We start from the raw sequence: 24,590 nt of genomic DNA on the forward strand, positions 1-24,590 counted from the left end.
TTGGCTTAATTGAGTTCAATCTTCTCGATAGAGACGATTTTGGAGCGATTTAAGACCACTTTCCAGCGGTAATAAACAGGCTCATCGGTGTGGTTGTCCTCTTTGACAATCACATTGAGCAAATGACGTTTCTCTACTGACTCTTTGGTTACTTGACCTTCATTTAAACGGTAAACTCGGTTTGAGCTTTTATCCATCAAGCGGATGATAGGGCGTAAACTGATGTTCAATGTTTCTCTCGTTTGTTCGTAACCACTCAAGAAAAGAGAGGTCGCCATTTCGGTTTTCTCGTGATAATGAAGAATCTGCTCTTCACGTTGCACGACGCGCTTTTTCCGTATTCTTTGAATCTTATCCGGCAAGCTACTTAAGGTACGATAATCGAGCCACTCCAATTTTTTGCCAACCACTTTTTTCGTCGTTGGATCAACATACTTCTTACGCCATTTTGGCTTGCCTTTACGGATCCATCGCCACATGGCATCGCGTAAATCATCTTTAAAGATTTCTCGTAAAGCGTAAATAAAAGACATCGCGATAATGAATGAGGCAGAAATTTCCCCCAGATAATCGCGAGCGAGAATCACTGTCGAGGTCACGACAACCATCACTAAACCGGTTGCAATACCTTTGATAGCGCGCTTAATGTTGTTACCCATCGATATGGTTTCTTCACGAAGCACGATAGGGTGTTCAATCAATCGCCTTAGCAAGCGCATTTTGTTAGATAGGCGAGTAACGTCTTCAACGACTCTTGATGAGTTGTATTTGTTGAGTTTACGATGGGCTTGCTCTTTCTCACATAGCGTGATCAGGCGCTTCTTGATCGTGCCATAGTCGCCTTCACGTGGGAGATGAGCCACCAGTGACAGGAACTTTTGCTCGGTATACCAAGACAGATAGTTATCGATGTTAACGTAGTAGCGTTTTAAGTTCTCTTCATAAGGAATAGAACGCCGCAAGCGCTTTAAGATCTCAAGCGTGAGCTCGATAACTTCGTCCACTTCATCTTCCGTTACGGAGTTGTTCTCATGCTTGTTTAAACTTGCTACCGCTTTGTCTAGCGCGATAACGTATTGGTAAGCGAACAAACTCAAACTTACTCGGTATTGCTGATTCGACAGGCGTCCACGTTTGGCAAGTCGACTGTGTACTAGCGGAAGAAGGATTTCAGTACTGTAATAAGATCGTTGCTGTGTGATTGAGGTGTAATAAAATTCGGATTCACTGATGATATCGGCGTTTAAACCAAGCTCACCAGGTATAAAAAAGTAAATATCTAGGTCGACACTTTTGCTCTTTGCGAGTGCATGACTGATTTTTAATGTTATTGAGTCTTGTTTATCGACGGTGACCAAAGAAAGCTCCTGACTTTGCTAAAGCATTCTTAACTTATGCGTTCCGTTGAGAAGATAAGTATAAGAGTGCTAAAAGAGTGACTGGGGCATATAGCTGAACGACAACAGCATAACAGAGCACTATGCTTTTCTCTCTGATTTTCTTGTTAGTTTAGGTATAATTCCACGTAAATTTAAAAAGAGACAAAATCAATGATTAAAATTGGTCAAATTAACAGCTTAGAAGTCATTAAAAAGGCTGATTTTGGCGTATTTCTGGATGGCGATGATTACGGTTCTGTTCTACTACCTAGTAAGTATGTACCAGAGGGTACTGAAATTGGTGAGCATGTAGACGTATTTCTGTACTTCGATTCAGAAAGCCAACTTGCTGCGACCATTGAAAGACCAATTGCCCAAGTGGGTGAATGGGGTTTAATGAAGATTGAGGGTGTGAATGCGACAGGTGCTTTTGTAAATTGGGGCATCAAAGAAAAGGACTTACTGATTCCTTTTAGTGAGCAACGCACTCGCTTCTCTGCCGGACAAACCATTTTAGTGTATGTTTATACCGACAAAGCGTCAGGTCGCATTGTTGGTACGACTAAGTTCAATAAATGGTTAGATAAAACTCCAGCGAATTATGAAGTTAACGAGCAAGTTGATTTGATCATCGCAGAGCGTAGTCAACTTGGTTATAAAGCTATCGTTAACGGTAAGCATTGGGGCATGATTTTCCCATCGGATGTTTTTGGTAAGCTTTACATCGGTAAAAAGCTGAAAGGCTTTATTAAGCACATTCGTGAAGATGGCAAAATCGACCTTGCTCTACAAAAAGTTGGTGTGGCGAAAATGGACGATCTTTCTAGTAAGATCCTTGACCTGCTAGAGAAGAAAGGCGGATTTTTGCCTTTGAATGACAAGTCGTCTCCTGAAGCGATTTTTGATGCTTTCCGCACAAGTAAAGGGACTTATAAAAAGACCATCGGTGGCTTATACAAGCAGGGTAAAATTGTCATTGAGAAAGACGGTATTCGTCTAGCGTAGTCCTAACTCACGTATAGCGGATCTGCAGCCAAAAAAACGGCCCAAACTTTTCCTTTTTTTGGGCCTAGGGGAAACGGCTCCGCAGAGCCTGCGCTAAACTTGTCCAACAATAATTTTGTTGGTGAACATAGAGAGAAATGCCACATCAAAGCATTACTTTGATACAACTAGTTTAGTACAGCGTATCCGGATCGCTAGCGAGCCCAGTTGCTTTCATACTTACGAATTAAAAAGCCATCGCAAATACGATGGCTTTTCATTTATTTATGATTCGCTACTTCTTTAAAATAAGTTCTTATCTCGTACTAATTCGCGAGGAAGACCATTCTTTATTCGGTTGCTTACCCACTTGCCAAGGCCAATAACTGCGCCTTGATAGGTGACAAGTACTTCGCCTTTACCTGTTTTCATTCCCTCAGGAATGGTTTGTGGGCGAACATCACGCCCCATGTACCATTCGCGCGCTTCTTCAATACTGAGTTCAATGGCGTTGCTTTCAGAACCTGTCGCCAGGGCAGTCGCGACTTGGTGTTGCCAACGGTAGCCATTTTTATGGGCTTCCGCGATCTTTATACCCATACGGGAGAAGCGTAATTCGCCGATCATCGGTTCTAAAGCATTAGGGAATAACCAGACATCTTTATCGCGAAGCCATACAGAACTGTCATTTGGAAGTTTAATACCTAACGCGCTTTGGAGTTGTTGAGCAATTTCTGTCGATTCTTTTTTTGAAGTTTTAGCAAAGGGGAATTTCCCCATGCGCTTTTTGACTTCTGGCGCCTCAACAGCAGCCAGTTTGCGAATTCTTGCAACAAAGAACCCTTCACAGTCGTAGACCTGCGGGAAAATATGCAAAAAGCCTTCTTCAGTTAGGGCTGCCTCTGCGTTCTCAAACAAGTTCTCAAGGCTTTCAAACTCTACTGCATCCCCAAAGGTTTCTTTCAAGTGATGACAAACTTGTTGGTTTTCTTCTGTACTGAGCGTACATGTTGAGTAAACCATCACACCACCGGGCTTTAATGCATGGAAGGCGCTTTCAATAAGATCTTTCTGTGTGTCAGCGATGTCGAGTACGGAAGCTTGCGTCCAGTTTTTCATCGCATCTTCGTCTTTGCGAACGGTGCCTTCTCCAGAGCAAGGCGCGTCGAGCAAAACCGCATCAAATTGTTCAGGTAGCCAACCGCCAAAAACGCGTCCATCGAAGTTACTTAGTGCGGCGTTACGTACCCCACAACGTTCCACATTAGCGTGCAGTACTTTTACACGACTTGCGGCGTATTCATTGGCCACAAGTACACCTTCGTTGTTCATTAAAGCTGCAATTTGAGTGGTTTTTGAGCCTGGAGCGGCTGCGGTATCTAACACGGCATCGTAAGATTCATCATTCATAAACAGAGCAGATACCGGCATCATCGAACTGGCTTCTTGAATGTAGAATAAGCCAGACATGTGTTCTGCTGTGTTGCCTAATGGTACAACTGACTCGTCCGCTTCAATCCAAAACCCCGTGTCACACCAAGGCACAGGAGAAAGCTTCCAGCCTTTTGTTTCTGCTCGTTCTAGAAACGCTTCAACGCTGATCTTCAACGTATTAACTCGAATACTTTTGCGCAGTGGCTTTTGGCAAGACGCGATAAAGTCTTCCATGTTGAGGTGAGCAGGAAGGATAGTTTGGATTTTTTCCAGAAACGCGTCTGGGATGTAAACATTAGGATGCAATGTGGGATCTCGTTTGCAGAATTTGTGGCAAATAATATACGAAAGCGAAGCAGAAACGAATAGTGACAAGGGCCGAGCATTAAAAAAGAGCAGCGATTGCTGCTCTTTTAAAGTGATCAAACTTCAATTGTACGTGAATTGAGCTTTATTCTACGGCTTAGGAATCGCTGTACGCCATTGAGTCCAACCTTCTTCAGCTTGTGGATACAAAAAGAAAGATTGCCCACTCTTTGCCGCTGGTGGAATAGTCGATTGCTCTGGCGTTGAAAACGCAATTCCTCCGCGAACTAAACTATCAAAGGTTCCCGCTTTGATGTTAGCGCCGGTAAGCCCGATGGAAACATCTACTCCTGAAACATTCCAGAACACACTGTTTTGACGAACGAGGTAAGCGTATTCAGGCTGTATTTTGATAGTCGTGACGATGCGATCAGCAAATTCTCCTAGGCTTACGTCGGTCACTTGGCCAACTTCCATCTGGCGGTAAAGAATAGGGGTACCGACTTGTACTGAGCCTCTTTGTTCACTTTGTAACGTAAACATGATTCCATGCACGCGTTCTGAACTATTTTCTAATTGAAAATCAAATTTAGCTTTACCTTTACCTGGTTCAACACTGATGGATTTCGACACCAACGCCCCGAGGTTTTTAACGCCACCTAAACCAATTTCTGGTTCAGTTAGCCAAAAATGTGAGCCTTCAACCGCAATGTTTTCTACGTATTCAGGTAGGATCCTTGCAGTGACTTCAACCATGTTACGACGAAAATTCGGTACAACCAGAGTGATTTCACCAACTTTAACACCTTGATATTCAATCGGCATTCCTTTAGCAATCTCTTGCGAACCGTCGGTTTCTAAAGCAATGACGCGCCCAAACTTGCGAGCGGTTTTTTGATCAGAATACAGCTTCCAGTTTTCTCCGATTTTGTTTTCAACGCCTGGCACGGAGTCAAAAGCGATGCCACCTTCGATTAACGATTTTAAAGGGTGCGCTTTCACACTGACTCCGGCTAATGATGCATCTATCTCGATCCCTGAACGATTCCAAAAAACGGTTTGTGGCGTTACAAGATAAGCGAAGCGGTTTTCGATAGTAGCCTTAATTAGTACTCCGCCATCAATTAGTTGGAAATCGGAGACGTTACCAACTGGAAGATTACGATAGAGTAGAGGACTGCCTTTGGAAATCGGCGGCAATTCAGAAGCAAATAGTGTTAGAGCCCTAGAGCCACTTTGATTGTACTGCGCCAATTCAGCCAATGATTCATTTTGGAACAGCTGATACTCTTTTTGAATATCCTGCTTGCCTTCGCTCACAAAACTAATTGACCCGGTTAACAACTGCTTTGCTGGAGGAACGGTAACGCTGAGCCCGGATTCAGTTAACTCTGCTGATGCACTGCCGGTTACATAAAAACGATTGTTTGATTTGATCAGATGTTTGTATTCATGGTCAATCAATACATCCATAAATACTTCGTGTTGTGATTTTTTATCTTCCTTAACTAGGCCCACTTTGATGATTGAACCAACAACGATGCCTTTATAAAGTACATTGGCACCGCTATCTAGGCCAAACGAATTGTCGGACACCAACCGAATCGCGATGGACTTTTCTTGCTGTTGGTTAAACACGTTTTTACGAATGGCAGTAAAGCGGCGAGAGCGTTCACCCGCGCCCGGCACGATCGTTAAGAAGTTTCCTCGCACTAAATTAGCAATGTTTTCAACACCAGAAAGGGACACTTTTGCTTCTTCTAAAACAAATCGAGTACCTGTCGTCAGCATGTCACTAAAAGCGGGTTGAATTGCCGCTGACGCCAATATCACTTCTCGGCCTTCGGAAAGGCTCAAGTCCGTAACTTGGCCAATTTCGATTCCGCGATACATAATTGGAGCGCCTTCTCCGCTGATCTTGCTGTCATCAGGTAGGACGATTTTAACCGCGATGCCTCGACCAGCAGTTTTCAAATCTTTATACAAACGGAACTCGGTGTTCTCTTCTACAGGCTCACCATCATCCGGAGAGTCGACGGCGATGGCGCCACCTAGTAAGGCACTCATGCTTTCTAGTCTTACATCGACACCTTCAAAACCGATGCTGGCACCAATTCCACTGACGTTCCAGAATCGACTGCGGTTGTTAATGATATGTCGGTATTGATCCTGAATGTTGGCTTGAATAGTGATAGATTTTGCATCTTCATCTAGCTGGTAACTGTACACTTCACCGATTGGGATTTTCTTATAAACAATTTGAGAGCCAACCGATACACCACCTAAATCACGGCTTTTGAGCTTAATATTCAAACCTTGAGAAACGCGTAAATCTGTTGGGGCAGAGTCTAACGCATGGAATGTTGTCTCAAACTCTTGACCATCTCCGGGTTGAATCGAGATGTAGTTACCTGAGACGAGCGCATCCAGTCCGGAAACTCCCGTTAGGCTAGCTGTTGGTTTTACTAACCAAAAGCGTGTTTTATCGTTCAGTAACTTTGCAGCTTCAGGATAGATATCAGCATCGACATAAATACTGCCGAGATCTTCGGTGAGGTTAATGTCTCTTACCATGCCGACTTCTAATCCTTGGTAACGGATAGTGGTTCGGCCGGCGACAAGACCAGCGGCATCAGAAAAATGGATTTGCACTCGTTGTCCTGCATCGTGTATCGACTTCACCACAAGCCAGCCAGCTAAGACCATGGTTAAAATTGGCAACAGCCAAAGAGGAGATATGCCTTTACTCCGCTTTACATCTGGTACGTATGACGTTTGAGAACTGTTCTGATCACTCATTCATTGACTCTTTTTCTGATTGTTTTGGGCTTGTTTGGTCCCAGATTAGCCTTGGATCAATACTTTCTGCTGCAAGCATGGTCAATACAACGACAACACCAAATGCTACCGCGCCATATCCTGGTGTGAAATCCAGTATCTGACCACGATCGACTAACGTCATCATGATAGAAATAACAAACAAATCCATCACAGACCATTTACCGATCCATTTAACAACAAAGTAAACCATCATTCGTTGTCTCTTAAACACCGAACGTTTGAATTGGATGCAAAGCATGATGTAGGCGAGCCCAAGTATTTTAATCACCGGGACAACGATACTGGCAACAAAAATGATCGCAGCGATTCCATACATGCCGCTTTTTACCAAACCAGCCACGCCTGAAAAAATAGTGTCCTCCAAACGCTTACCATTGGTAAGCAAGATGGAAATAGGGATCAGGTTAGCGGGGAAGATGGCGACCGTTGCTGCGATGAGGTAAGCCCATGTTTTCTGAATGGAGTTTGGCTTGCGATGATATAACTCGTAATGACAACGCTGGCAATGGTCACCTTCAGGCTGGGACAAGTGGCATTCATGGCAATGCACATCTTTATGCTCAAAAGCATATAAACTTTCTGGTTTCCAAGCTTCCCAATAACGACGCACGCTGATTCTTGAAACTAACAAAACGGTAAATATCTGCAAAAGAACCAGACCAATTAACCCTGGGCCGACGAAAATGTCGGAATAATCTTGGAGTTTAAAACAGGAAATGGCGATGCTAACTAAGAACACATCCAACATAACCCAATGCTTCAAATGTTGAATTAGCCACAGTGAGATACGAAGCCCACGGAACCATCGTTGATGTAAAGAAATATGCGCCGTTACCACTGAAACACAAACCGTCAGTGGCGCTAGAGAGCTACAAAATAGAATGAGCAATGAAAGAAGAACAAATCCTTCTTCCATCAATGTGATCATCCCTGAAGGCAGGGTTGCCGGAATCATCACACCAAAGAGTCGGATGCTAATAAAGTTAAAAAAGTGCGATGGAATAAATAGTAGGATGCAGGTTATCGCGACGGCTAGATTACCAGAGAGGCTAGGGCTACCTCCGCGATATAATTGTGTACCACAACGAGGGCAGTGTGCATTTTTGCCATGGGGTAAGTCGACGATGTCGACAGGCAATTCACAACCTTGGCACAGACGTACGTTATTGGATTGCATGGCGTGCTTAGACAGAGAGGTCATAACGACCTCTCTAGCTTGAACGATTTAAGCGTGGGACTGTATGCCCCCATATAAGGTTTGATATAAGCCTTCTTGCTCAACTAACTCACCATGAGTACCAGTTTGCGTCACTTTCCCATCTTCAAGCACGTAGATCAAATCGGCTTGTTTAACAGCGGATAGTCGGTGCGCAACGATTAATGTTGTTCTACCACGTAAGAACTCGGTCAGTGCTTTGTGTAAAGCCGCTTCAGTAGCGGTATCTAACGCAGACGTGGCTTCGTCTAAAATAACAAATTGAGGATTACTCAGCACCATTCTAGCAATGGCAAGCCGTTGTCGTTGACCTCCTGACAAACGAATGCCATTACGACCAACTTGAGTATCCAAGCCGTGGTTAAGTTGAGAAATTACATCATGCAGCTGAGCCACTTCAAGCGCACGCCAAAGTGACATTTCGTCAAAATTACCACCAAGCGTTAGATTATGCCTCAAGGTGTCGTTAAATAGTATAGGTTGCTGTAATACCACGGCAATTTTGTCGCGAATTACTTCAAAGCCAATATCTTCTGTTAATTCATCATTAAAGCGAATGCTACCGGAGTTTTGACGGTAAACCCCAATAAGTAATTGTATCAAGGTTGACTTACCACCGCCGCTTGCACCAACCAACGCCACTTTCTTTCCTGCCGGCATATGTAAAGAAAGATTATCTAGGACTTTGTTTTCATTATTGTAAGAGAAATTAATGTTTTCTACTTTAACATCAACTTCTCTACCTTCTTTGAAAGGATTTACCTTAGGAACCGGTCTCTGCTCTTCTTCTAACTCTAATAAGTCGTTGATGCGTTTTAATGCCGCTTTAGCGCTATACCAAGAAAACTGAATCCCAAGCAACTCTTGAACAGGAGACAGCATGAACCATAGGTAACCAAAAACGGCAAATATTTGGCCAATAGTAAGGTCACTGAACATGACCATTAACATTGCGACAGCTCTGAATAATTCAAAGCCGATCAAAAAGAGAAGGAAAGAAACGCGACCAGCCGCTTCAGATTGCCAAGCATACTTGTCTGCATCAACGCGAACTTGGTTCGCACTGTCTTTGAGTTGTTGGAGGAATTCTCGCTCTTTATTGGCCGCGCGTAGTTGGTAGATTCCATCTAATGTTTCAACTAAGCGGTTTTGGAAAATTTCAAAAGAATGATTTTCCTTCCGTTTCAGATGTTTAACCATACTGCCTAGTTTACGTGAGAAGTAAATGACAATAGGGTTAACTAACAGGATAAACAGACCAAGTCGCCAATCGAGCCAAAGTAGAACGATAGCAGTACCAATAACAGTCAGAAAACTGATAACGAATTTTGCTAACGTAGAACCAATAAATTTATCAATGGTCTCAATGTCAGTGATAAGGTGTGCGTTGATTCCTCCGCTACCTTTGGTCTCGTATTGTCGGATGCTGATACGGCCGAGTTTGTCGATCATTTTACTGCGCATCTCAAACGTGATGGTTTTTGAAACAAGCGTAAATTGTCGGCTTTGAAGGATATTTAATCCTTGGCTCGCAGCTCGCATAAGAACAACCAAGAACAGGGTGAAGAAAATATAGCCTGTCGGAGTGTGCCACGCTTCAGGGAGAATGGCATTCATGGCATCTAAGCCTTTTGCAGGTTGGTCCAATAAGACCTCATCAACCATCAAAGGCATGAGGAGGGGAATTGGAACACTAATCAAGGTTGCAAGCACCGCTATCAAGTTCGCTATGATCAGCTTGGACTTGTGCTTTTTTACTTGTGTTATCAACCAAGAACGGCTAATAGTGTCATTTTTCAGAAGCATTGTAATTGAGAATAAGTCCTATTATAAAGTAGGGCTGCATTTTAGCGCCATACATTGAGAATGGAAGCTTTTATAGTAAGTAGGAAGTTAATATGAACTTAGAACAATACCAAAGACTAACCAAACAAGCTGTTGCTCTAATTGAGTCTGAACCAGACTTTATTGCGAACCTAGCAAACTTGAGCTCATTGCTTTTCATGGAACTTGACGATCTTAACTGGGCAGGCTTTTACCTAACAAAAGGTGAAGAGCTTGTTCTTGGTCCGTTCCAAGGAAAACCAGCTTGTGTTCGTATCCCAATGGGTCGAGGCGTCTGCGGTACTGCTGCACAAACTAATACTATACAAAGAGTATACGACGTTCACGAATTTGAGGGGCATATTGCGTGCGATGCAGCGAGCAATTCAGAAATTGTGATTCCATTTTCTATTAATGGAAAGGTGGTTGGTGTACTTGATATTGATAGTCCAAGTATTGGCCGATTTAATGAAACAGACGAAGAAGGTCTCACTCATTTCATGGTTGAAGTAGAAAAGCTGCTTAATTCACACGCGAACGACGCATAAATTAGCCTTCGAGTGTGGTTTTTCCTTGGCATGTCACTATAATACGAGAATATTTTTTCTTAATGCTCGCGGAAATCCGCTCAAATCAGGACCCCTCATGACTGAAAAGTTAAAAAACAGCAAAGAAGTTATTGCATATATTGCTGAATGTTTCCCTAAGTGCTTTACTTTAGAAGGTGAAGCAAAACCTCTGAAAATTGGTATTTTTCAAGATCTTGCGGAACGTCTAAATGAAGACGAAAAAGTAAGCAAAACACAGCTTCGTGCAGCGTTAAGACAGTACACTTCATCATGGCGTTACCTACACGGTGTAAAACCAGGTGCAGTACGTGTAGACCTAGATGGCAACCCTTGTGGTGAGCTAGAAGAAGAGCACGTTGAATACGCGAAAGCGACACTTGCAGAAAGCAAGGCGAAAGTTCAGGCTCGTCGTAAAGAACAAGCACAAAAAGCTCGTGAAGAGGGTAAGGCGAAAGCGAAACCTGCGGCTAAAAAGCCTCAACAGCCTCGTCGTACTAATAAACCAAAAGTACAAAAACCAACTAAGCCTGTAGAAACGCGCGCTCTAAATGCTGATGAAATCACAGTAGGTAACGCAGTTAACGTGAACATGGGTAAAGGAAACATGGCAGCGACCATTGTTGAAATCAATAAGGATGATGTACGTGTTCAACTTGCTAACGGCCTACAAATGGTTGTGAAAGCGGAGCACTTGCGCGCATAAAGGAGATACTCCTACGCATGAATTGCCGTTCAAAAGTGACCCTGATTGCTGCTAGCTTATGGCTAGCAGCATCAGCTCAGGCTCTTGAAGCCAAACTACATAAAGATGACCTGCCGGTTCTTTCTCCTGAAGTTCAGCATGAAACAGCTAGCAAACGAGTCACCTCGCGATTTACCCGCTCTCATTATAAGCACTTCAGCCTCAATGATGATTTCTCTAAAGCGATATTTGAACGCTATGTAGAGTTGCTTGATTACAATAGAAATATTTTCACTCAAGCAGACATCGATTCATTTAAAAATTGGTCAGTCGAGCTTGATGATCAGCTTAAATCGGGCAACAACCAAATTGCTTTTGATGTTTACAACCTCTCAATGCAGAAGCGTTTCGATCGTTTTGCTTATGCGTTAACTCTACTCGATGAAGAGATCAAGTTTGATACCGATGACGAGATAGAGTTAGACCGCTCTGAGGCAGCATGGCCAAAAGACGAAGCAGAGCTCAACGAGTTGTGGCGCAAGCGTGTGAAATATGACGCGTTAAATCTGAAACTGACTGGCAAAGAGTGGCCAGAGATTAAAGAAGTTTTAGAGAAGCGTTATAACAACGCGATGAAGCGCATCACACAGACCAACAATGAAGACGCATTTCAGTTGTATATGAATGCCTTCGCGCGACAGGTTGACCCTCATACAAGCTACCTTTCTCCACGTAATGCCGAGCAATTCCAATCGGAAATGAACCTTTCTCTAGAAGGCATCGGCGCCGTTTTGCAAATGACAGACGATTACACAGTAATTCGTTCACTTGTTGTTGGCGGTCCGGCATCAAAGAGTAAGCAACTTGGTGAAGGGGACCGAATCACTGGTGTTGGACAAGACGGTGAAGAAATTGTCGACGTGATCGGTTGGCGTCTGGATGATGTTGTTCAGTTAATCAAAGGCCCTAAAGGCACAAAGGTTAATCTACAGATCTTGCCAGAAGGTAACGATGCGAAGAGTTACATTGTCACAATTGTTCGTGACAAAGTTCGCTTAGAAGATCGTGCGGTTAAGTCAGAAATCATCGAAAAAGACGGTAAGAAGATTGGTATTTTAGAAGTACCAAGTTTCTACGTCGGCTTATCGAAAGACACCGATAAATTACTAGCTGAGTTGAAAACCAAAAACGTTGACGGCGTAATCGTTGATCTACGCAACAATGGCGGTGGTGCGCTAACAGAAGCAACGGCATTGACAGGTCTATTCATTAAAGAAGGCCCTGTAGTTCAAGTCCGTGACAGCTATGGCCGCATCAAGGTGAATGCCGATACCGATGGAAAAGTGAGTTATGATGGCCCATTGACGGTATTGATTAACCGCTACAGTGCTTCAGCATCTGAAATTTTTGCAGCGGCAATGCAAGATTATAATCGTGCAATCATCTTAGGTGAAAACTCTTTCGGTAAAGGTACAGTTCAGCAACATCGTTCACTGAATCATATTTATGATCTTTTCGATAAAGAGCTAGGTTATGTTCAGTACACGATTCAGAAATTTTATCGTATTGACGGTGGAAGTACGCAAAATCGTGGTGTTGCACCAGATATTTCGTACCCAACGCCAATTGAGGCTTCTGAAACTGGTGAAAGTGTTGAAGACAATGCTTTACCTTGGGATCAGATTGATAAAGCACAATATCAAACGTTTCCAAGTAACGACGCCTTAGTTGAAAAACTTACTGCTCTTCATAACAAGCGTATTTCTGATGAGATGGAGTTCCGCTTTATCAATGAAGACATCGAGAAATATCGTAAAGAAAAAGACGATAATACTTTGTCTTTGAACGAGAAAGTTCGTAAAGCTGAATCGGATAAAGCGGAAGCACTTCGATTACAACGCATAAATGAACGTCAAGCTGCTTTGGGTAAAAAAGCATTCAAAACATTGGATGACATACCAAAAGACTACGAGGCTCCTGATGTTTATTTAGATGAGTCTGTCGCGATTATGGTCGATCTACTTAAGCAGGAAAATCAGTCATAATAACTGGCAATTTAGAATAAAAAGAGTGAGTCTTTCAGATTCACTCTTTTTTTATGCCTTTTTGTCTTCCGCTGTCTCGATATCGAGCAAGATATTCGCTTATTTTCCCCCAATAATTTACGTGATCTACATCTAAAATTTCGCGAAAGTGAGGACTACTGGCTAAGCTAAAAGAAAACGATAAGGATGCCGATATGAAGTGGTTCTTTATTTTACTTAGCTTTTGCTGCTTTAGTGTGTTTGGTGGAGAAAACACCAGAGAAGATGAATTAAGTCACTTTGACACGCCGTTTCTCATCGGAGACTGGTATTTGATGAACCCAAACCCCGAAGAGTCGGCTGAAAACTTTCGTGCGATCAAACTCTCATTAGGTTCTGACTACAGCTTTTCTATTGATATTCAAAAGAAAGACTATTCCGTTGACCATTGGGAAGGGCTGTATAACGCAAATGAAGACACCATCGTTCTTGGTTTAAACACCGACGAGCCTCAAATTTATGCCTATCGCAACAACCATAATACGCTTGATCTTAATGGTGTAACATTCACTAAGGGATTATCCAATTCACTTGCAGGTATTTGGTCTAGCTCTCACGTATCTGGCGACGGTCTTGTGGCCAACAACATTAATCAGATGGATTTGATACTTCAACCTGATTTCGTGTTCATGTTTAGGGTTTCGAACGAAGAAGGGGATGAGTCCATCAAACAAGGTGTGTTTTACACAGAAGATGAGTTTTTGGTTCTGTTGTATGAAAATGGCGAGCATGGAACCACGTATAAGCTCAACAAGAATGAGCTAACGATCGAAGATTCCAATGGTGATATGTACGCCGTACTCAATAGAGTTACGCCATGATGCCTTTAACATGCGCCAAATTACGCGTGCGTACGGTAAGTCATTAATGTTGTTTAAATGTTAATCAAAAAACGGAGCTAGAGCACTAAAAGCTCCGTTTTTTGATAGAAAGACTTGTATTCTGATACCACAACCCCTACAAATAGCTTATATAGTGATACCAGAACTGCATTTTTGATCATGCAGTCTGGTATTTTTGTTGTTCGACATACAAGGATTTATGCTCATGTCTCAAGCTCCCCAGGCCAAATATCGTAAAGATTATAAAGAGCCATCTCATGCGATTACTGATATCGATCTTACTTTTGATCTATATGACAATGACACAATCGTTACGGCGGTATCAAAAGTTGCTCAAAAAGGCGATACAACAACGCTAGAACTCGATGGCGAAGGGCTTGAGCTACGCGCTGTAAAAGTAAATGGTGAGGATTGGGCTCATCACGAGGTGAAGGAGTCATCGCTGGTACTGACCGATCTTCCATCCGAGTTTGAACTTGAAATCGTCACCAAAATTGATCCTGAAGCGAATACAGCACTCGAAGGTTTGTACAAATCAGGCGGTGCATTTTGTACTCAGTGTGAGGCTGAGGGCTTTCGCCGTATCACGTACTATCTAGACCGTCCGGATGTTCTAGCAAAATACACAACAAAAGTGATCGCAGATAAAGCTGCTTACCCATATTTGCTGAGCAATGGTAACCGAATTGCAGAAGGCGATGCAGAGAACGGTCGTCACTGGGTTCAATGGCAGGATCCGCATCCAAAACCAGCTTACTTGTTCGCCCTTGTTGCAGGCGACTTTGATGTATTGCGTGACAAATATACAACGATGTCAGGTCGCAGTGTTGATTTAGAAATCTTTGTTGATAAAGGTAACTTAGATCGTGCAGGCCATGCGATGACATCGCTGATCAACTCGATGAAGTGGGATGAGGAACGCTTTGGCCTAGAATACGATCTGGATATTTACATGATCGTTGCTGTTGATTTCTTCAACATGGGTGCAATGGAAAACAAAGGCTTGAACATTTTTAACTCAAAATATGTGCTGGCGAACGATCAAACTGCGACAGATCGTGATTATTTAGGCATCGAAGCTGTGATCGGTCATGAGTACTTCCACAACTGGACTGGCAACCGTGTCACTTGTCGTGACTGGTTCCAACTAAGTCTAAAAGAAGGCTTAACCGTATTCCGAGACCAAGAATTCTCTTCTGACTTAGGCTCTCGTGCTGATAACCGTATTGATAACGTACGTATTATTCGTGGTCCTCAATTTGCGGAAGATGCAAGCCCAATGTCTCACCCGATTCGTCCTGACAAAGTCATTGAGATGAATAACTTCTACACGCTAACGGTGTATGAAAAGGGCAGCGAAGTTATTCGTATGTACCATACACTCCTTGGCGAAGAGGGCTTCCAAAAAGGAATGAAACTTTATTTTGAACGTCACGATGGTACCGCCGCGACGTGTGAAGACTTTGTTTCTGCAATGGAAGATGCCACCGGTGTTGATTTAAAACAGTTCCGTCTGTGGTACAGCCAATCGGGTACACCAACGCTGCGCGTAAATAGCGAATACAACGCTGATGCAAAAACTTACGCACTAACGGTAGAGCAATTTACGGAGCCGACGCAAGACCAAGCAGAAAAACAAGCGCTGCATATTCCGTTCGATATCGAGTTGTATGATTCGAAAGGTCGAGTTATCCCACTGGTGATTAACGGTGAATCAGTTAATAACGTGCTGGATATTAAACAAGATAAGCAAACGTTCGTATTTGAAAATGTCGAAGAACAGCCAGTGCCATCTTTGTTGCGTGAATTCTCGGCACCAGTCAAATTAGAATACGATTACAGCGATGACGAGTTAGTCTTCTTGATGAAGCACGCAACGAACGATTTTGCTCGATGGGACGCTAGCCAAATGCTATTGGCTAAATACATTCGTCAGAATGTGAAAAACGTTCAAGCGGGACAAGAAGTATCGCTTTCTGAAGGTGTGATAGATGCTTTCCGCGGTGTGCTGTTGGATGAAACGCTTGAGCCTGCTTTCATTGCTCAAGTTTTCTCTATGCCTTCAATCAATGAGATTACTGGTTGGTACCAGCAAATTGATATCGATGCCGTAGACAAAGTGCTAAACAGCATTACAGTGTCACTTTCTAAGGAATTAGAAGATGAGCTAAGTGCGACTTATCACACGCTTAAGCAAACAGAGTATACGATCGACCATGCTGCTATTGGCAAGCGTGCTTTACGTAACCGTTGCCTTCAGTACCTAGCATATACGGAAAAAGGTAATGATTTAGTCAACGCGCAGTACGCATCTGCAAATAACATGACAGATACGATTGCTGCGATGAGTGCCGCAAATAACGCTCAGCTCGAGTGTCGTGAAGCACTTATGGCTGATTATAGCGATAAATGGAAGCACGATGGTTTGGTTATGGATAAGTGGTTTGCACTGCAAGGTAGCAATCCTGCAGAGGATGCTCTTGAAAAAGTAAAAGCAACCATGAACCACGAAGCATTTAGTTTGAAAAATCCGAACCGTACGCGCAGCTTAATTGGCTCGTTCTTAAGTGCGAACCCTGTACGTTTCCATGATAAATCCGGTGTAGGTTACCAATTTGCCGGTGAAATTCTTCGCCAACTAAATGATTCGAACCCACAAGTAGCTTCTCGAATGATTGATCCTTTGCTTAAGTTCCGTAAATACGATGAAGCTCGCCAAGCAATGATTCGTGCAGAACTTGAAAAGCTCAAAGCAATGGATAATCTTGCTAAAGATCTATTCGAAAAAGTGACTAAAGCACTAGACGAATAGTAAACAACACAATAGGGTGGTCATTAAGACCACCTTATTTGTTTATGTCACTTAGTTTTCACTTCATGAACTATTACTACTTCAATCTCAACATTTCATATCAAACGTTTTTATCTCATTATTCTGGTGCGGCAAGTGTTGTTCAAGTTGTCACACACAACGGTTTGCGTTTGCAGTTACCCGCCGCGAGATTTAGACCATTTCTTAGTCAATTGGGCGTTAGAGGCCAGTTTAGACTAACAACTGACCAAAATAATAAGTTTCTTAAGTTAGAAACTCTGTGATGTATTGTATTTGCAGAGAGTTAAATAGGAATCTTAGTCACAGAATCGGACATTTCACCTCTTACCACTACGATTAGTTGTTAAACATTTGTAATTATGCTTTTACAATGGGCACATGCATTACCTATGCTTAGTTTCTAAGGTAACAACCTAGCTACTAAGTCCCCCTACAAAACAACAATTCTAATGTGGAGTGTGAATATGACCGCGCGTGAAAATGTAGTGCCGGTTCTGCTTGAAAAGGTTTACCAACTGATTCAAGACAAACTCGAGCTTTCTCACCAAACGCTTGTAACTAAACTTGCTCAACACTTATTCAGTAACATTGCTGATGATGATCTAATTCAGCGAAACGAATCCGACCTTTATGGTGCTGTCGTTAGCCTTTGGCACCATATCAATGAAAAAAAACCAGAAGAGATTTCGGTTCGAGTATTTAACCCGACCGTAAGTCGTCAAGGCTGGCAATCCACACACACAATCGTAGAAATTGTTGTTCCAGATAGTCCATTCTTAGTGGACTCAGTCAAAATGGCTTTAGCACGTTTGGATCTTGTTTGTCACCTAATGTTGAATAACCCAACACAGATTCAGCGTGATAAAAAAGGCCAAGTTACAGACGTAAACGGTGAGGGTGGTGTTCTTCAATCACTTTTCCACATAGAGGTAGACCGCCTTACTAGTAAAGACGAGATGCAAGCGCTTAAAGAAGAGCTGTTAAGAATTCTATCTGATACTCGCTTAGTCGTTGATGACTGGAAGCAGATGGTTGATAAGCTTAAGTTTGTTACTGATGAACTTGAGAAAAATAAAGATCGTGTTTCTATCCAAACTGATCGTATGGATGAAACGATCGCATTTCTTCGTTGGCTAGAAGATCATAACTTTACCTTTATGGGTTATAAAGATTATGACTTAAAAGAGGTCAATGGTGATACCGAACTTGTTCCTGCTAAAGAAAAAGGACTAGGTCTGTTTGCTGATGACAAGCGCGTGCGTAGCGTCAAGCTCTCTGAATTATCAGATTCAGCGCGATTAGAAGCGAAAAAACCATACGCTCTGATCATCACCAAAGGTAACAAAGCATCTCGTATCCACCGTCCAGCTTATACTGATTACATCGGTATTAAGAAGTTTGATGAAAACGGTAAAGTAATAGGTGAGCATCGCTTTACTGGTTTATATACCTCCGCCGTTTACAACCAAGCGGTACAAAGTATTCCTTTGATCCGTGAAAAAGTTGACCGTATCCTTGAAGCAAGTGGATACCGTCACGGATCATACTCATACAAAGCATTGCACAATATCTTAGAAAACTACCCACGCGACGAGTTGCTTCAAGCTAATGAAGAAGAGCTGCTTGAGGTGGGAATGGGTGTTGTACAAATGCAAGATCGTGACTTGCTGCGTTTGTTTGTTCGTAAAGACCCATTTGGTCGTTTCTTCAGTTGCATGGTTTATGTCACTAAAGATCGTTACAACACAGAATTGCGTCGTCAAACTCAACGCATTCTTAAGCAGTACTTTGGTTGCGAGCAAGAGGTTGAATTTACAACGTACTTCTCAGAAAGCCCACTAGCGAGAACACATTACATTGTTCGTGTAGACAATAACAACATTGACGTAGACGTGAAAAAGATCGAGCAAAATCTAATGGAAGTTTCTACCTCTTGGGATGACAGACTAAAAGAATCCATCATTGCTAACTTTGGTGAAAGTAAAGGCCTTCCTCTTTCAAAAGAATATATGAGTGCGTTCCCTCGCTCATACAAAGAGGACATGATGCCAGGTTCTGCGGTTGCAGATATCGAGCGCTTAGAAGCGTTAAGTGATGATAATAAACTTGGTATGTTGTTCTACCGACCTCAAGAAGAGGGAGCAGATTCCAAAGCTGTCCGCTTAAAGTTATATCATCGCGATGAACCAATTCACCTTTCTGACGTAATGCCGATGTTGGAAAACCTTGGTTTGCGTGTGATTGGCGAATCGCCATATGAGATCGAGAAAAACAACGGTCAGACTTTCTGGATCCTTGACTTCTCTATGCTGCATAAGAGCGAGAAAACCGTTGACCTTCGTGAAGCTCGTGATCGTTTCCAACAAGCATTTGCTGCCATTTGGGCGGGTAATCTTGAAAGTGATGGTTTCAACCGATTGTTATTAGGTGCGTCTTTATCTGGCCGTGAGATTTCCATTCTTCGCGCTTACGCACGATACATGCGCCAAGTCGGCTTCCCATTCAGTCAGCAGTACATCGAAGACACGCTAAGCCACTACCCAGACTTAGCGACAGGTCTAGTCAAGCTGTTCACCAAGCGATTTGATCCGAAACACAAAGGCAGCGAGAAAGGCCAAAACGATCTAATTAAAAAGCTAACAGAGCAGTTGGATCGTGTAGAGAGCTTGGATGATGATCGTATTATTCGTCGTTATATTGAAATGATCATGGCGACGCTTCGTACCAACTACTACCAAGTAGACGAGAATAAGCAGCCTAAGCCTTGGTTATCTTTGAAAATGAAGCCAAGCGATATTCCTGAGATTCCGCAGCCTGTACCTGCATTCGAGATCTTTGTTTACGCACCAGATATTGAAGGTGTTCACCTTCGTGGTGGAAAAGTGGCTCGTGGTGGTTTGCGTTGGTCAGATCGTCAAGAAGACTTCCGTACGGAGATTCTTGGCTTAGTAAAAGCGCAACAGGTTAAGAACACTGTAATTGTACCAGTTGGTGCAAAAGGCGGCTTCGTTTGTAAACGCCAGCCATCTCTCACCACTCGTGATGAAATTTTTGCGGAAGGTCAGCGTTGTTACAAACGCTTTATCCGTGCACTGCTAGATGTGTCAGATAACATCATTGAAGGAGAGGTGGTACCACCACAAAACGTTGTTCGTCACGATGAAGATGACCCATATCTAGTAGTGGCTGCCGATAAAGGCACAGCAACCTTCTCAGATTTGGCAAACTCTGTTTCTGCAGAATACAACTTCTGGCTAGGTGACGCATTCGCTTCAGGTGGTTCAAACGGTTACGATCACAAAGCAATGGGAATCACCGCAAAAGGTGGTTGGGAATCTGTTAAACGTCACTTCCGTGAAATGGGCATCAACTGTCAGACCACTGATTTTACTGCAATCGGTGTAGGTGATATGGCAGGTGACGTGTTCGGTAACGGTATGCTGTTATCGAAGCATATTCGATTGCAAGCTGCGTTTAACCACATGCACATCTTTATTGATCCAAATCCAGATTCAGCCAGCAGCTGGGAAGAGCGTAACCGCTTGTTTAATTTGCCAAGATCAAGCTGGGAAGATTACAACAAAGACTTGATCTCTCAAGGTGGTGGCATCTTCTCTCGTCGATCAAAATCGATCCAGTTGACGCCAGAAATTCAGAAAATGTTAGGTACGAAGAAAGCATCTTTAGCGCCTAACGATCTGATAAAGATGATCTTGAAAATGAAAGTCGATCTTCTTTGGAACGGTGGTATCGGCACTTACGTTAAATCATCAACAGAAACTCATACAGATGTTGGTGACCGTGCTAACGACATGCTGCGCATTGACGGCCGTGACTTAAGAGCCAAAGTGGTTGGCGAAGGTGGTAACTTGGGTATGACTCAGCTTGGTCGTATCGAATACGCACTAACTGGCGGTCGAGTGAACACGGACTTCGTTGATAACGTAGGTGGCGTTGACTGTTCGGATAATGAAGTCAACATCAAGATCTTCCTCAATGGACTGGTTTCAAATGGCGATCTTACGGTTAAGCAACGTAACCAAATTCTAGAGTCTATGGAAGACGAAGTGGGTGAAATTGTCTTGGATGATGCTTACCGTCAGTCGGAGTCGATCTCTGTTACTGAACAGCAAGGTGTTGGCATTGTTAAGGAGCAAATTCGATTCATCCACACTATGGAGAAAGCAGGGTACTTGGACCGTGCTCTCGAATACATTCCTGATGATGAAACGCTAATCGAGCGTGAAAAACAGGGACTAGGTCTGACTCGCCCTGAGCTATCAGTGTTAGTTGCCTACGGTAAAATGGTACTTAAACAGCAACTTGTTACGGATGAAATCGCAAATGATGAATTCCATGCAAAACAACTTGTTGAATATTTCCCAAGTGCGTTACGACGTAACTATAAAGATCAAATGGTTAATCACCCACTGCGAGCTGAAATTATCGCTACAGCATTGGCTAACCAGATGGTTAATGAAATGGGCTGTAACTTCGTTACTCGTTTGCAAGAAGAAACTGGTGCAAGTGTTGTCGATATTGCCAACGCTTACAGTGCGGCTAGAGAAATCTTTGATTTAGAAGAAATCCTCAAGCAAACTCGCAAACTTGATAACGTTGCGACAGCGCAAGCTCAATACGAAATTATGTTTTACGTGCGCCGAGCACTGCGTCGAATTGCACGCTGGTTGCTTCGTAACCGTAGCGGCAAATGCACGGTCGGTGAGTTGATTGCTATCTACAAGCAAGATGTCAATGTTATCACTGAAACCCTAGACACTATGTTAGTTGAGTCTGAAGTTGAAGAACACAATGAGTTGGCTCAAGGTTGGATAGAGAAAGGGGTTGAAGAGAAACTCGCTCACCAAGTTGCCCGCTTATCAAGCTTACAATCTGCACTGGATATTTCATCAGTAGCAAGTGAAACAGGTAAAACGGTTGAGCAAGCATCGAAACTCTACTTTAACTTGGGTGACCGTTTATCGTTGCATTGGTTCTTGAAGCAAATTAATAGCCAAGCCGTTGATAACAACTGGCAAGCACTTGCAAGAGCGGCATTCCGTGAAGATCTGGACTGGCAACAACGTCAACTTACCGCTCAGGTACTGACTTGTGGCTGCTCAACCGAAGAGCTTGACGTGATGGCTGCGTTAGAAGATTGGATTGAAACTAACGAGCAATCGTTGCACCGCTGGGAGAGTATCTTAAACGAGTTCAAAGTTGGCTCAGTACACGAATTTGCTAAGTTCTCTGTAGCACTTCGAGAGCTAGTACTTTTAAACCTCAACTGCTCATCGAAAGAGTAGTGGAATAATCAAGTCATAAGTAAAAGCCTCGTTATTTAACGGGGCTTTTTATTATCTATTATTCACATTTGGAACGAAAATAGTTACATTGTCACATTGAGTTGAAATTAAAACAGAGTGAAATCGATTGCTTTTAAGCGGTTAGTTACGATTTTTATCGCAGAAACTTGATTGTAATTGTTTGTTTTATATTTGAAAATCTTATAAAGATATAGGTTTTTACTTATTACGTTCATTTTCATTGAATTACGATGAAAAACGGTAAATAATATTGTCCCGTTTATACGGGGCTTTTTTCTTTCGGAGGCACAATGCTTTACCGTCTAGCCAGAACTGGCTTTTTCCAACTCGATGCCGAGAAGGCACATGATCTTGCAATCAAGAACTTCCAACGCTTTAACGGCACACCACTTGATCTCTTTTACCGCCAACAGTTACCAACTCGTCCAGTTGAGTGTATGGGTCTAACATTCCGTAACCCTGTTGGTCTTGCGGCTGGTTTAGATAAAAACGGCGAATGTATTGAAGCATTTGATGCCATGGGCTTTGGCTTTGTCGAAGTCGGCACTGTAACGCCACGACCACAACCAGGTAATGATAAACCACGCTTATTCCGTTTAGTGGAAGCAGAGGGGATCATCAACCGCATGGGCTTTAATAACCTAGGCGTTGATAATTTGATCGAGAATGTTAAACGAGCAAAATTCAATTGTGTTCTCGGAATTAATATCGGTAAAAATAAAGATACGCCAATTGAAAAAGGGGCAGAGGACTACCTGATTTGTATGGAAAAAGTGTATGAGTATGCTGGCTATATTGCAGTAAACATCTCATCGCCAAACACTCCAGGTCTTCGTTCACTTCAATATGGTGAAGCGCTTGATGAACTGCTTTCCGAATTAAAAGCGAAACAAGCGGAGTTATCAGAGAAATACAACAAGTATGTCCCGTTAGCATTAAAGATTGCGCCAGATTTAAGTGACGATGAAATCTGCCAAATCTGCGATTCTTTATTGAAAAACAATATAGATGGTGTGATCGCGACTAACACAACTTTGGATCGCACGATCGTAGAAGGGATGAAACACGCCAATGAGGCAGGTGGCTTGAGTGGTCGCCCTGTGCAATCACGCTCTACGGAGGTCGTACGTAAGCTTCATGAAGAGCTTGGAGACAAACTTCCAATTATCGGTGTTGGTGGTGTAGATTCCTATGTTGCAGCCAAAGAAAAGATCATGGCAGGCGCTAAACTTGTTCAAGTCTACACTGGCTTTATTTACCACGGCCCAGGTCTCGTACGTGATATTGTTAAGAATCTTTAACATATACATCAAAAACTACTGAAAAATCAGTACCTGTTACATAAAAAAGAGGACTTTGTTTCCTCTTTTTTTTTATCCGTTCGTTTGTAGAATTTAAAAATCACGAGTAGGTAATTAAGCGTCTTACCTCTTTACCACTGATTTAACTAGTCAAGAGAGAACGGAATAATGCTTAAACCCAGCGACAAATGGAATTGGTATTTTGACGAGCAAAAAGCTTGCTTAATGCTGGATCTGGGGGAGGAAATGATTTTCCAAACCAATCTATCCCGAAAATTGTTGGTTAACTGTGCCTTCTCAAACAGTGAATTTACCGTTGATGACGCCAGCGCATTTCAAACGTTTAATGAGCGCATTCGCTGTCTCGATATCAGTGAATATCGCCAAGCTGAATTAACACTGTATTGTGTTGCTGCAAAGCGTTTTCATAAACCTGTACAGCCTAAGAGCTGGTTCTTCGATGCACAGTCCTCTGATTATGAACCTCAAGAAGGGGACATGGTCTTTCTCACAAATCAATATTCTGATGGTATGTTCATCGTTCTAGAACCAGGCGAAACATCGAGCTTATGTGCTTATGTTAACCAAGAAGCCTTTGTTCTTGATGGCAATAAGGCGCTTCAATTTGGGCAGCCGATTAAAGTAATGCATGATCGCATGGCTTGTGCAAACCACCTCTTTGCAATGACCCCTATGGCAATGGTGGGTTAAAGCTGTTTAATTTTTCTTTATTTCGTTCCTTTGTTTGCCTTAATCGACCTTAGTGGGTCGATTTTTTTTGTCCTTTCCTCTGACACTCCAATCCGAAATACCATGAAACTGTTTGTTTTCTATGCATGCAAACATGAAGCTGGTCACTTTTATTTTACTTATTTCAATTTGATTACCCCTTTAACTAGGCAACCTAGCGCCTAAAACAACCCTATTTATTCCCCTATAAAGGGTATTTGTAAGTAATTTACATCAAT

15 protein-coding genes are annotated in these 24,590 nt (G+C 42.7%); 10 read left to right on the forward strand and 5 right to left on the reverse strand.

The window, feature by feature from the left end:
- Positions 1 to 5 precede the first annotated feature (5 nt).
- Positions 6 to 1,358 (reverse strand): hypothetical protein, encoded by a 1,353-nt coding sequence (locus R7E51_RS08515; RefSeq protein ID WP_005377421.1) that lies wholly within the window; start codon positions 1,356 to 1,358, stop codon positions 6 to 8.
- 192 nt (positions 1,359 to 1,550) lie between these two features.
- On the opposite strand from R7E51_RS08515, the gene R7E51_RS08520 reads away from it, so the two are divergent.
- The gene (locus R7E51_RS08520; RefSeq protein ID WP_017633794.1) at positions 1,551 to 2,384 is read left to right on the forward strand and encodes a CvfB family protein; all 834 of its coding nucleotides are present in this window, start codon (positions 1,551 to 1,553) and stop codon (positions 2,382 to 2,384) included.
- A 282-nt stretch (positions 2,385 to 2,666) separates the two neighbouring features.
- Here R7E51_RS08520 and rsmF read toward each other — a convergent pair whose 3' ends face one another.
- The 4 genes from rsmF to R7E51_RS08540 form a co-directional block, all read right to left on the reverse strand.
- Entirely contained in the window at positions 2,667 to 4,103 is a 1,437-nt protein-coding gene (gene rsmF, locus R7E51_RS08525) for a 16S rRNA (cytosine(1407)-C(5))-methyltransferase RsmF (protein ID WP_047102329.1), read from the reverse strand.
- Between the two features lie 150 nt (positions 4,104 to 4,253).
- On the reverse strand, positions 4,254 to 6,902 hold the full coding sequence (locus R7E51_RS08530) for an MlaD family protein (RefSeq protein WP_206957979.1): 2,649 nt from the start codon (positions 6,900 to 6,902) through the stop codon (positions 4,254 to 4,256).
- The gene (locus tag R7E51_RS08535; RefSeq protein WP_206957980.1) at positions 6,895 to 8,145 is read right to left on the reverse strand and encodes a paraquat-inducible protein A; all 1,251 of its coding nucleotides are present in this window, start codon (positions 8,143 to 8,145) and stop codon (positions 6,895 to 6,897) included. The genes R7E51_RS08530 and R7E51_RS08535 overlap by 8 nt, the downstream gene beginning before the upstream one ends.
- Before the next feature lie 24 nt (positions 8,146 to 8,169).
- The gene (locus R7E51_RS08540; RefSeq protein WP_005377431.1) at positions 8,170 to 9,966 is read right to left on the reverse strand and encodes an ABC transporter ATP-binding protein; all 1,797 of its coding nucleotides are present in this window, start codon (positions 9,964 to 9,966) and stop codon (positions 8,170 to 8,172) included.
- Positions 9,967 to 10,058: 92 nt separating this feature from the next.
- Here R7E51_RS08540 and R7E51_RS08545 point away from each other — a divergent pair, with 92 nt between their 5' ends.
- From R7E51_RS08545 to R7E51_RS08585, 9 genes are all read left to right on the forward strand, one after another.
- A complete protein-coding gene (locus R7E51_RS08545) occupies positions 10,059 to 10,532 on the forward strand; it encodes a GAF domain-containing protein (protein WP_005377433.1) in 474 nt (157 codons plus the stop codon).
- 97 nt (positions 10,533 to 10,629) lie between these two features.
- Positions 10,630 to 11,256: an RNA chaperone ProQ gene (gene proQ, locus R7E51_RS08550; protein WP_206957981.1), complete on the forward strand. Its 627-nt coding sequence runs from the start codon at positions 10,630 to 10,632 to the stop codon at positions 11,254 to 11,256.
- 17 nt (positions 11,257 to 11,273) lie between these two features.
- Positions 11,274 to 13,280 (forward strand): carboxy terminal-processing peptidase, encoded by a 2,007-nt coding sequence (gene prc / locus R7E51_RS08555; protein ID WP_033905323.1) that lies wholly within the window; start codon positions 11,274 to 11,276, stop codon positions 13,278 to 13,280.
- Positions 13,281 to 13,474: 194 nt separating this feature from the next.
- Positions 13,475 to 14,140, forward strand: coding sequence for a hypothetical protein (locus R7E51_RS08560; protein WP_005377438.1), 666 nt, complete (start codon positions 13,475 to 13,477; stop codon positions 14,138 to 14,140).
- A 226-nt stretch (positions 14,141 to 14,366) separates the two neighbouring features.
- Entirely contained in the window at positions 14,367 to 16,973 is a 2,607-nt protein-coding gene (gene pepN, locus R7E51_RS08565; RefSeq protein ID WP_054574165.1) for an aminopeptidase N, read from the forward strand.
- A gap of 65 nt (positions 16,974 to 17,038) precedes the next feature.
- Entirely contained in the window at positions 17,039 to 17,257 is a 219-nt protein-coding gene (locus tag R7E51_RS08570; RefSeq protein WP_005377440.1) for a DUF2835 domain-containing protein, read from the forward strand.
- A 201-nt stretch (positions 17,258 to 17,458) separates the two neighbouring features.
- Entirely contained in the window at positions 17,459 to 22,300 is a 4,842-nt protein-coding gene (locus R7E51_RS08575) for an NAD-glutamate dehydrogenase (protein ID WP_005377441.1), read from the forward strand.
- Between the two features lie 311 nt (positions 22,301 to 22,611).
- Positions 22,612 to 23,622 carry a quinone-dependent dihydroorotate dehydrogenase gene (gene pyrD, locus R7E51_RS08580; RefSeq protein ID WP_017634281.1) on the forward strand — a complete coding sequence of 337 codons (1,011 nt, stop codon included), beginning with the start codon at positions 22,612 to 22,614 and terminating at the stop codon, positions 23,620 to 23,622.
- 168 nt (positions 23,623 to 23,790) lie between these two features.
- Positions 23,791 to 24,333 (forward strand): cell division protein ZapC, encoded by a 543-nt coding sequence (locus R7E51_RS08585; RefSeq protein WP_005377444.1) that lies wholly within the window; start codon positions 23,791 to 23,793, stop codon positions 24,331 to 24,333.
- Positions 24,334 to 24,590: the final 257 nt, after the last annotated feature.

This window comes from Vibrio sp. Vb1166, assembly GCF_033338695.1.
GTDB classification, from domain to species: domain Bacteria; phylum Pseudomonadota; class Gammaproteobacteria; order Enterobacterales; family Vibrionaceae; genus Vibrio; species Vibrio alginolyticus.

Excerpts from the sequence above, each read along its gene's own strand:
- R7E51_RS08520 (WP_017633794.1), top strand. The coding sequence starts at position 1,551 with ATGATTAAAATTGGTCAAATTAACAGCTTAGAAGTCATTAAAAAGGCT.
- R7E51_RS08530 (WP_206957979.1), bottom strand. The coding sequence starts at position 6,902 with ATGAGTGATCAGAACAGTTCTCAAACGTCATACGTACCAGATGTAAAG.
- pyrD (WP_017634281.1), top strand. The coding sequence starts at position 22,612 with ATGCTTTACCGTCTAGCCAGAACTGGCTTTTTCCAACTCGATGCCGAG.
- R7E51_RS08560 (WP_005377438.1), top strand. The coding sequence starts at position 13,475 with ATGAAGTGGTTCTTTATTTTACTTAGCTTTTGCTGCTTTAGTGTGTTT.
- proQ (WP_206957981.1), top strand. The coding sequence starts at position 10,630 with ATGACTGAAAAGTTAAAAAACAGCAAAGAAGTTATTGCATATATTGCT.
- pepN (WP_054574165.1), top strand. The coding sequence starts at position 14,367 with ATGTCTCAAGCTCCCCAGGCCAAATATCGTAAAGATTATAAAGAGCCA.
- R7E51_RS08585 (WP_005377444.1), top strand. The coding sequence starts at position 23,791 with ATGCTTAAACCCAGCGACAAATGGAATTGGTATTTTGACGAGCAAAAA.
- prc (WP_033905323.1), top strand. The coding sequence starts at position 11,274 with ATGAATTGCCGTTCAAAAGTGACCCTGATTGCTGCTAGCTTATGGCTA.
- R7E51_RS08540 (WP_005377431.1), bottom strand. The coding sequence starts at position 9,966 with ATGCTTCTGAAAAATGACACTATTAGCCGTTCTTGGTTGATAACACAA.
- R7E51_RS08535 (WP_206957980.1), bottom strand. The coding sequence starts at position 8,145 with ATGACCTCTCTGTCTAAGCACGCCATGCAATCCAATAACGTACGTCTG.
- R7E51_RS08575 (WP_005377441.1), top strand. The coding sequence starts at position 17,459 with ATGACCGCGCGTGAAAATGTAGTGCCGGTTCTGCTTGAAAAGGTTTAC.
- R7E51_RS08545 (WP_005377433.1), top strand. The coding sequence starts at position 10,059 with ATGAACTTAGAACAATACCAAAGACTAACCAAACAAGCTGTTGCTCTA.
- R7E51_RS08570 (WP_005377440.1), top strand. The coding sequence starts at position 17,039 with ATGAACTATTACTACTTCAATCTCAACATTTCATATCAAACGTTTTTA.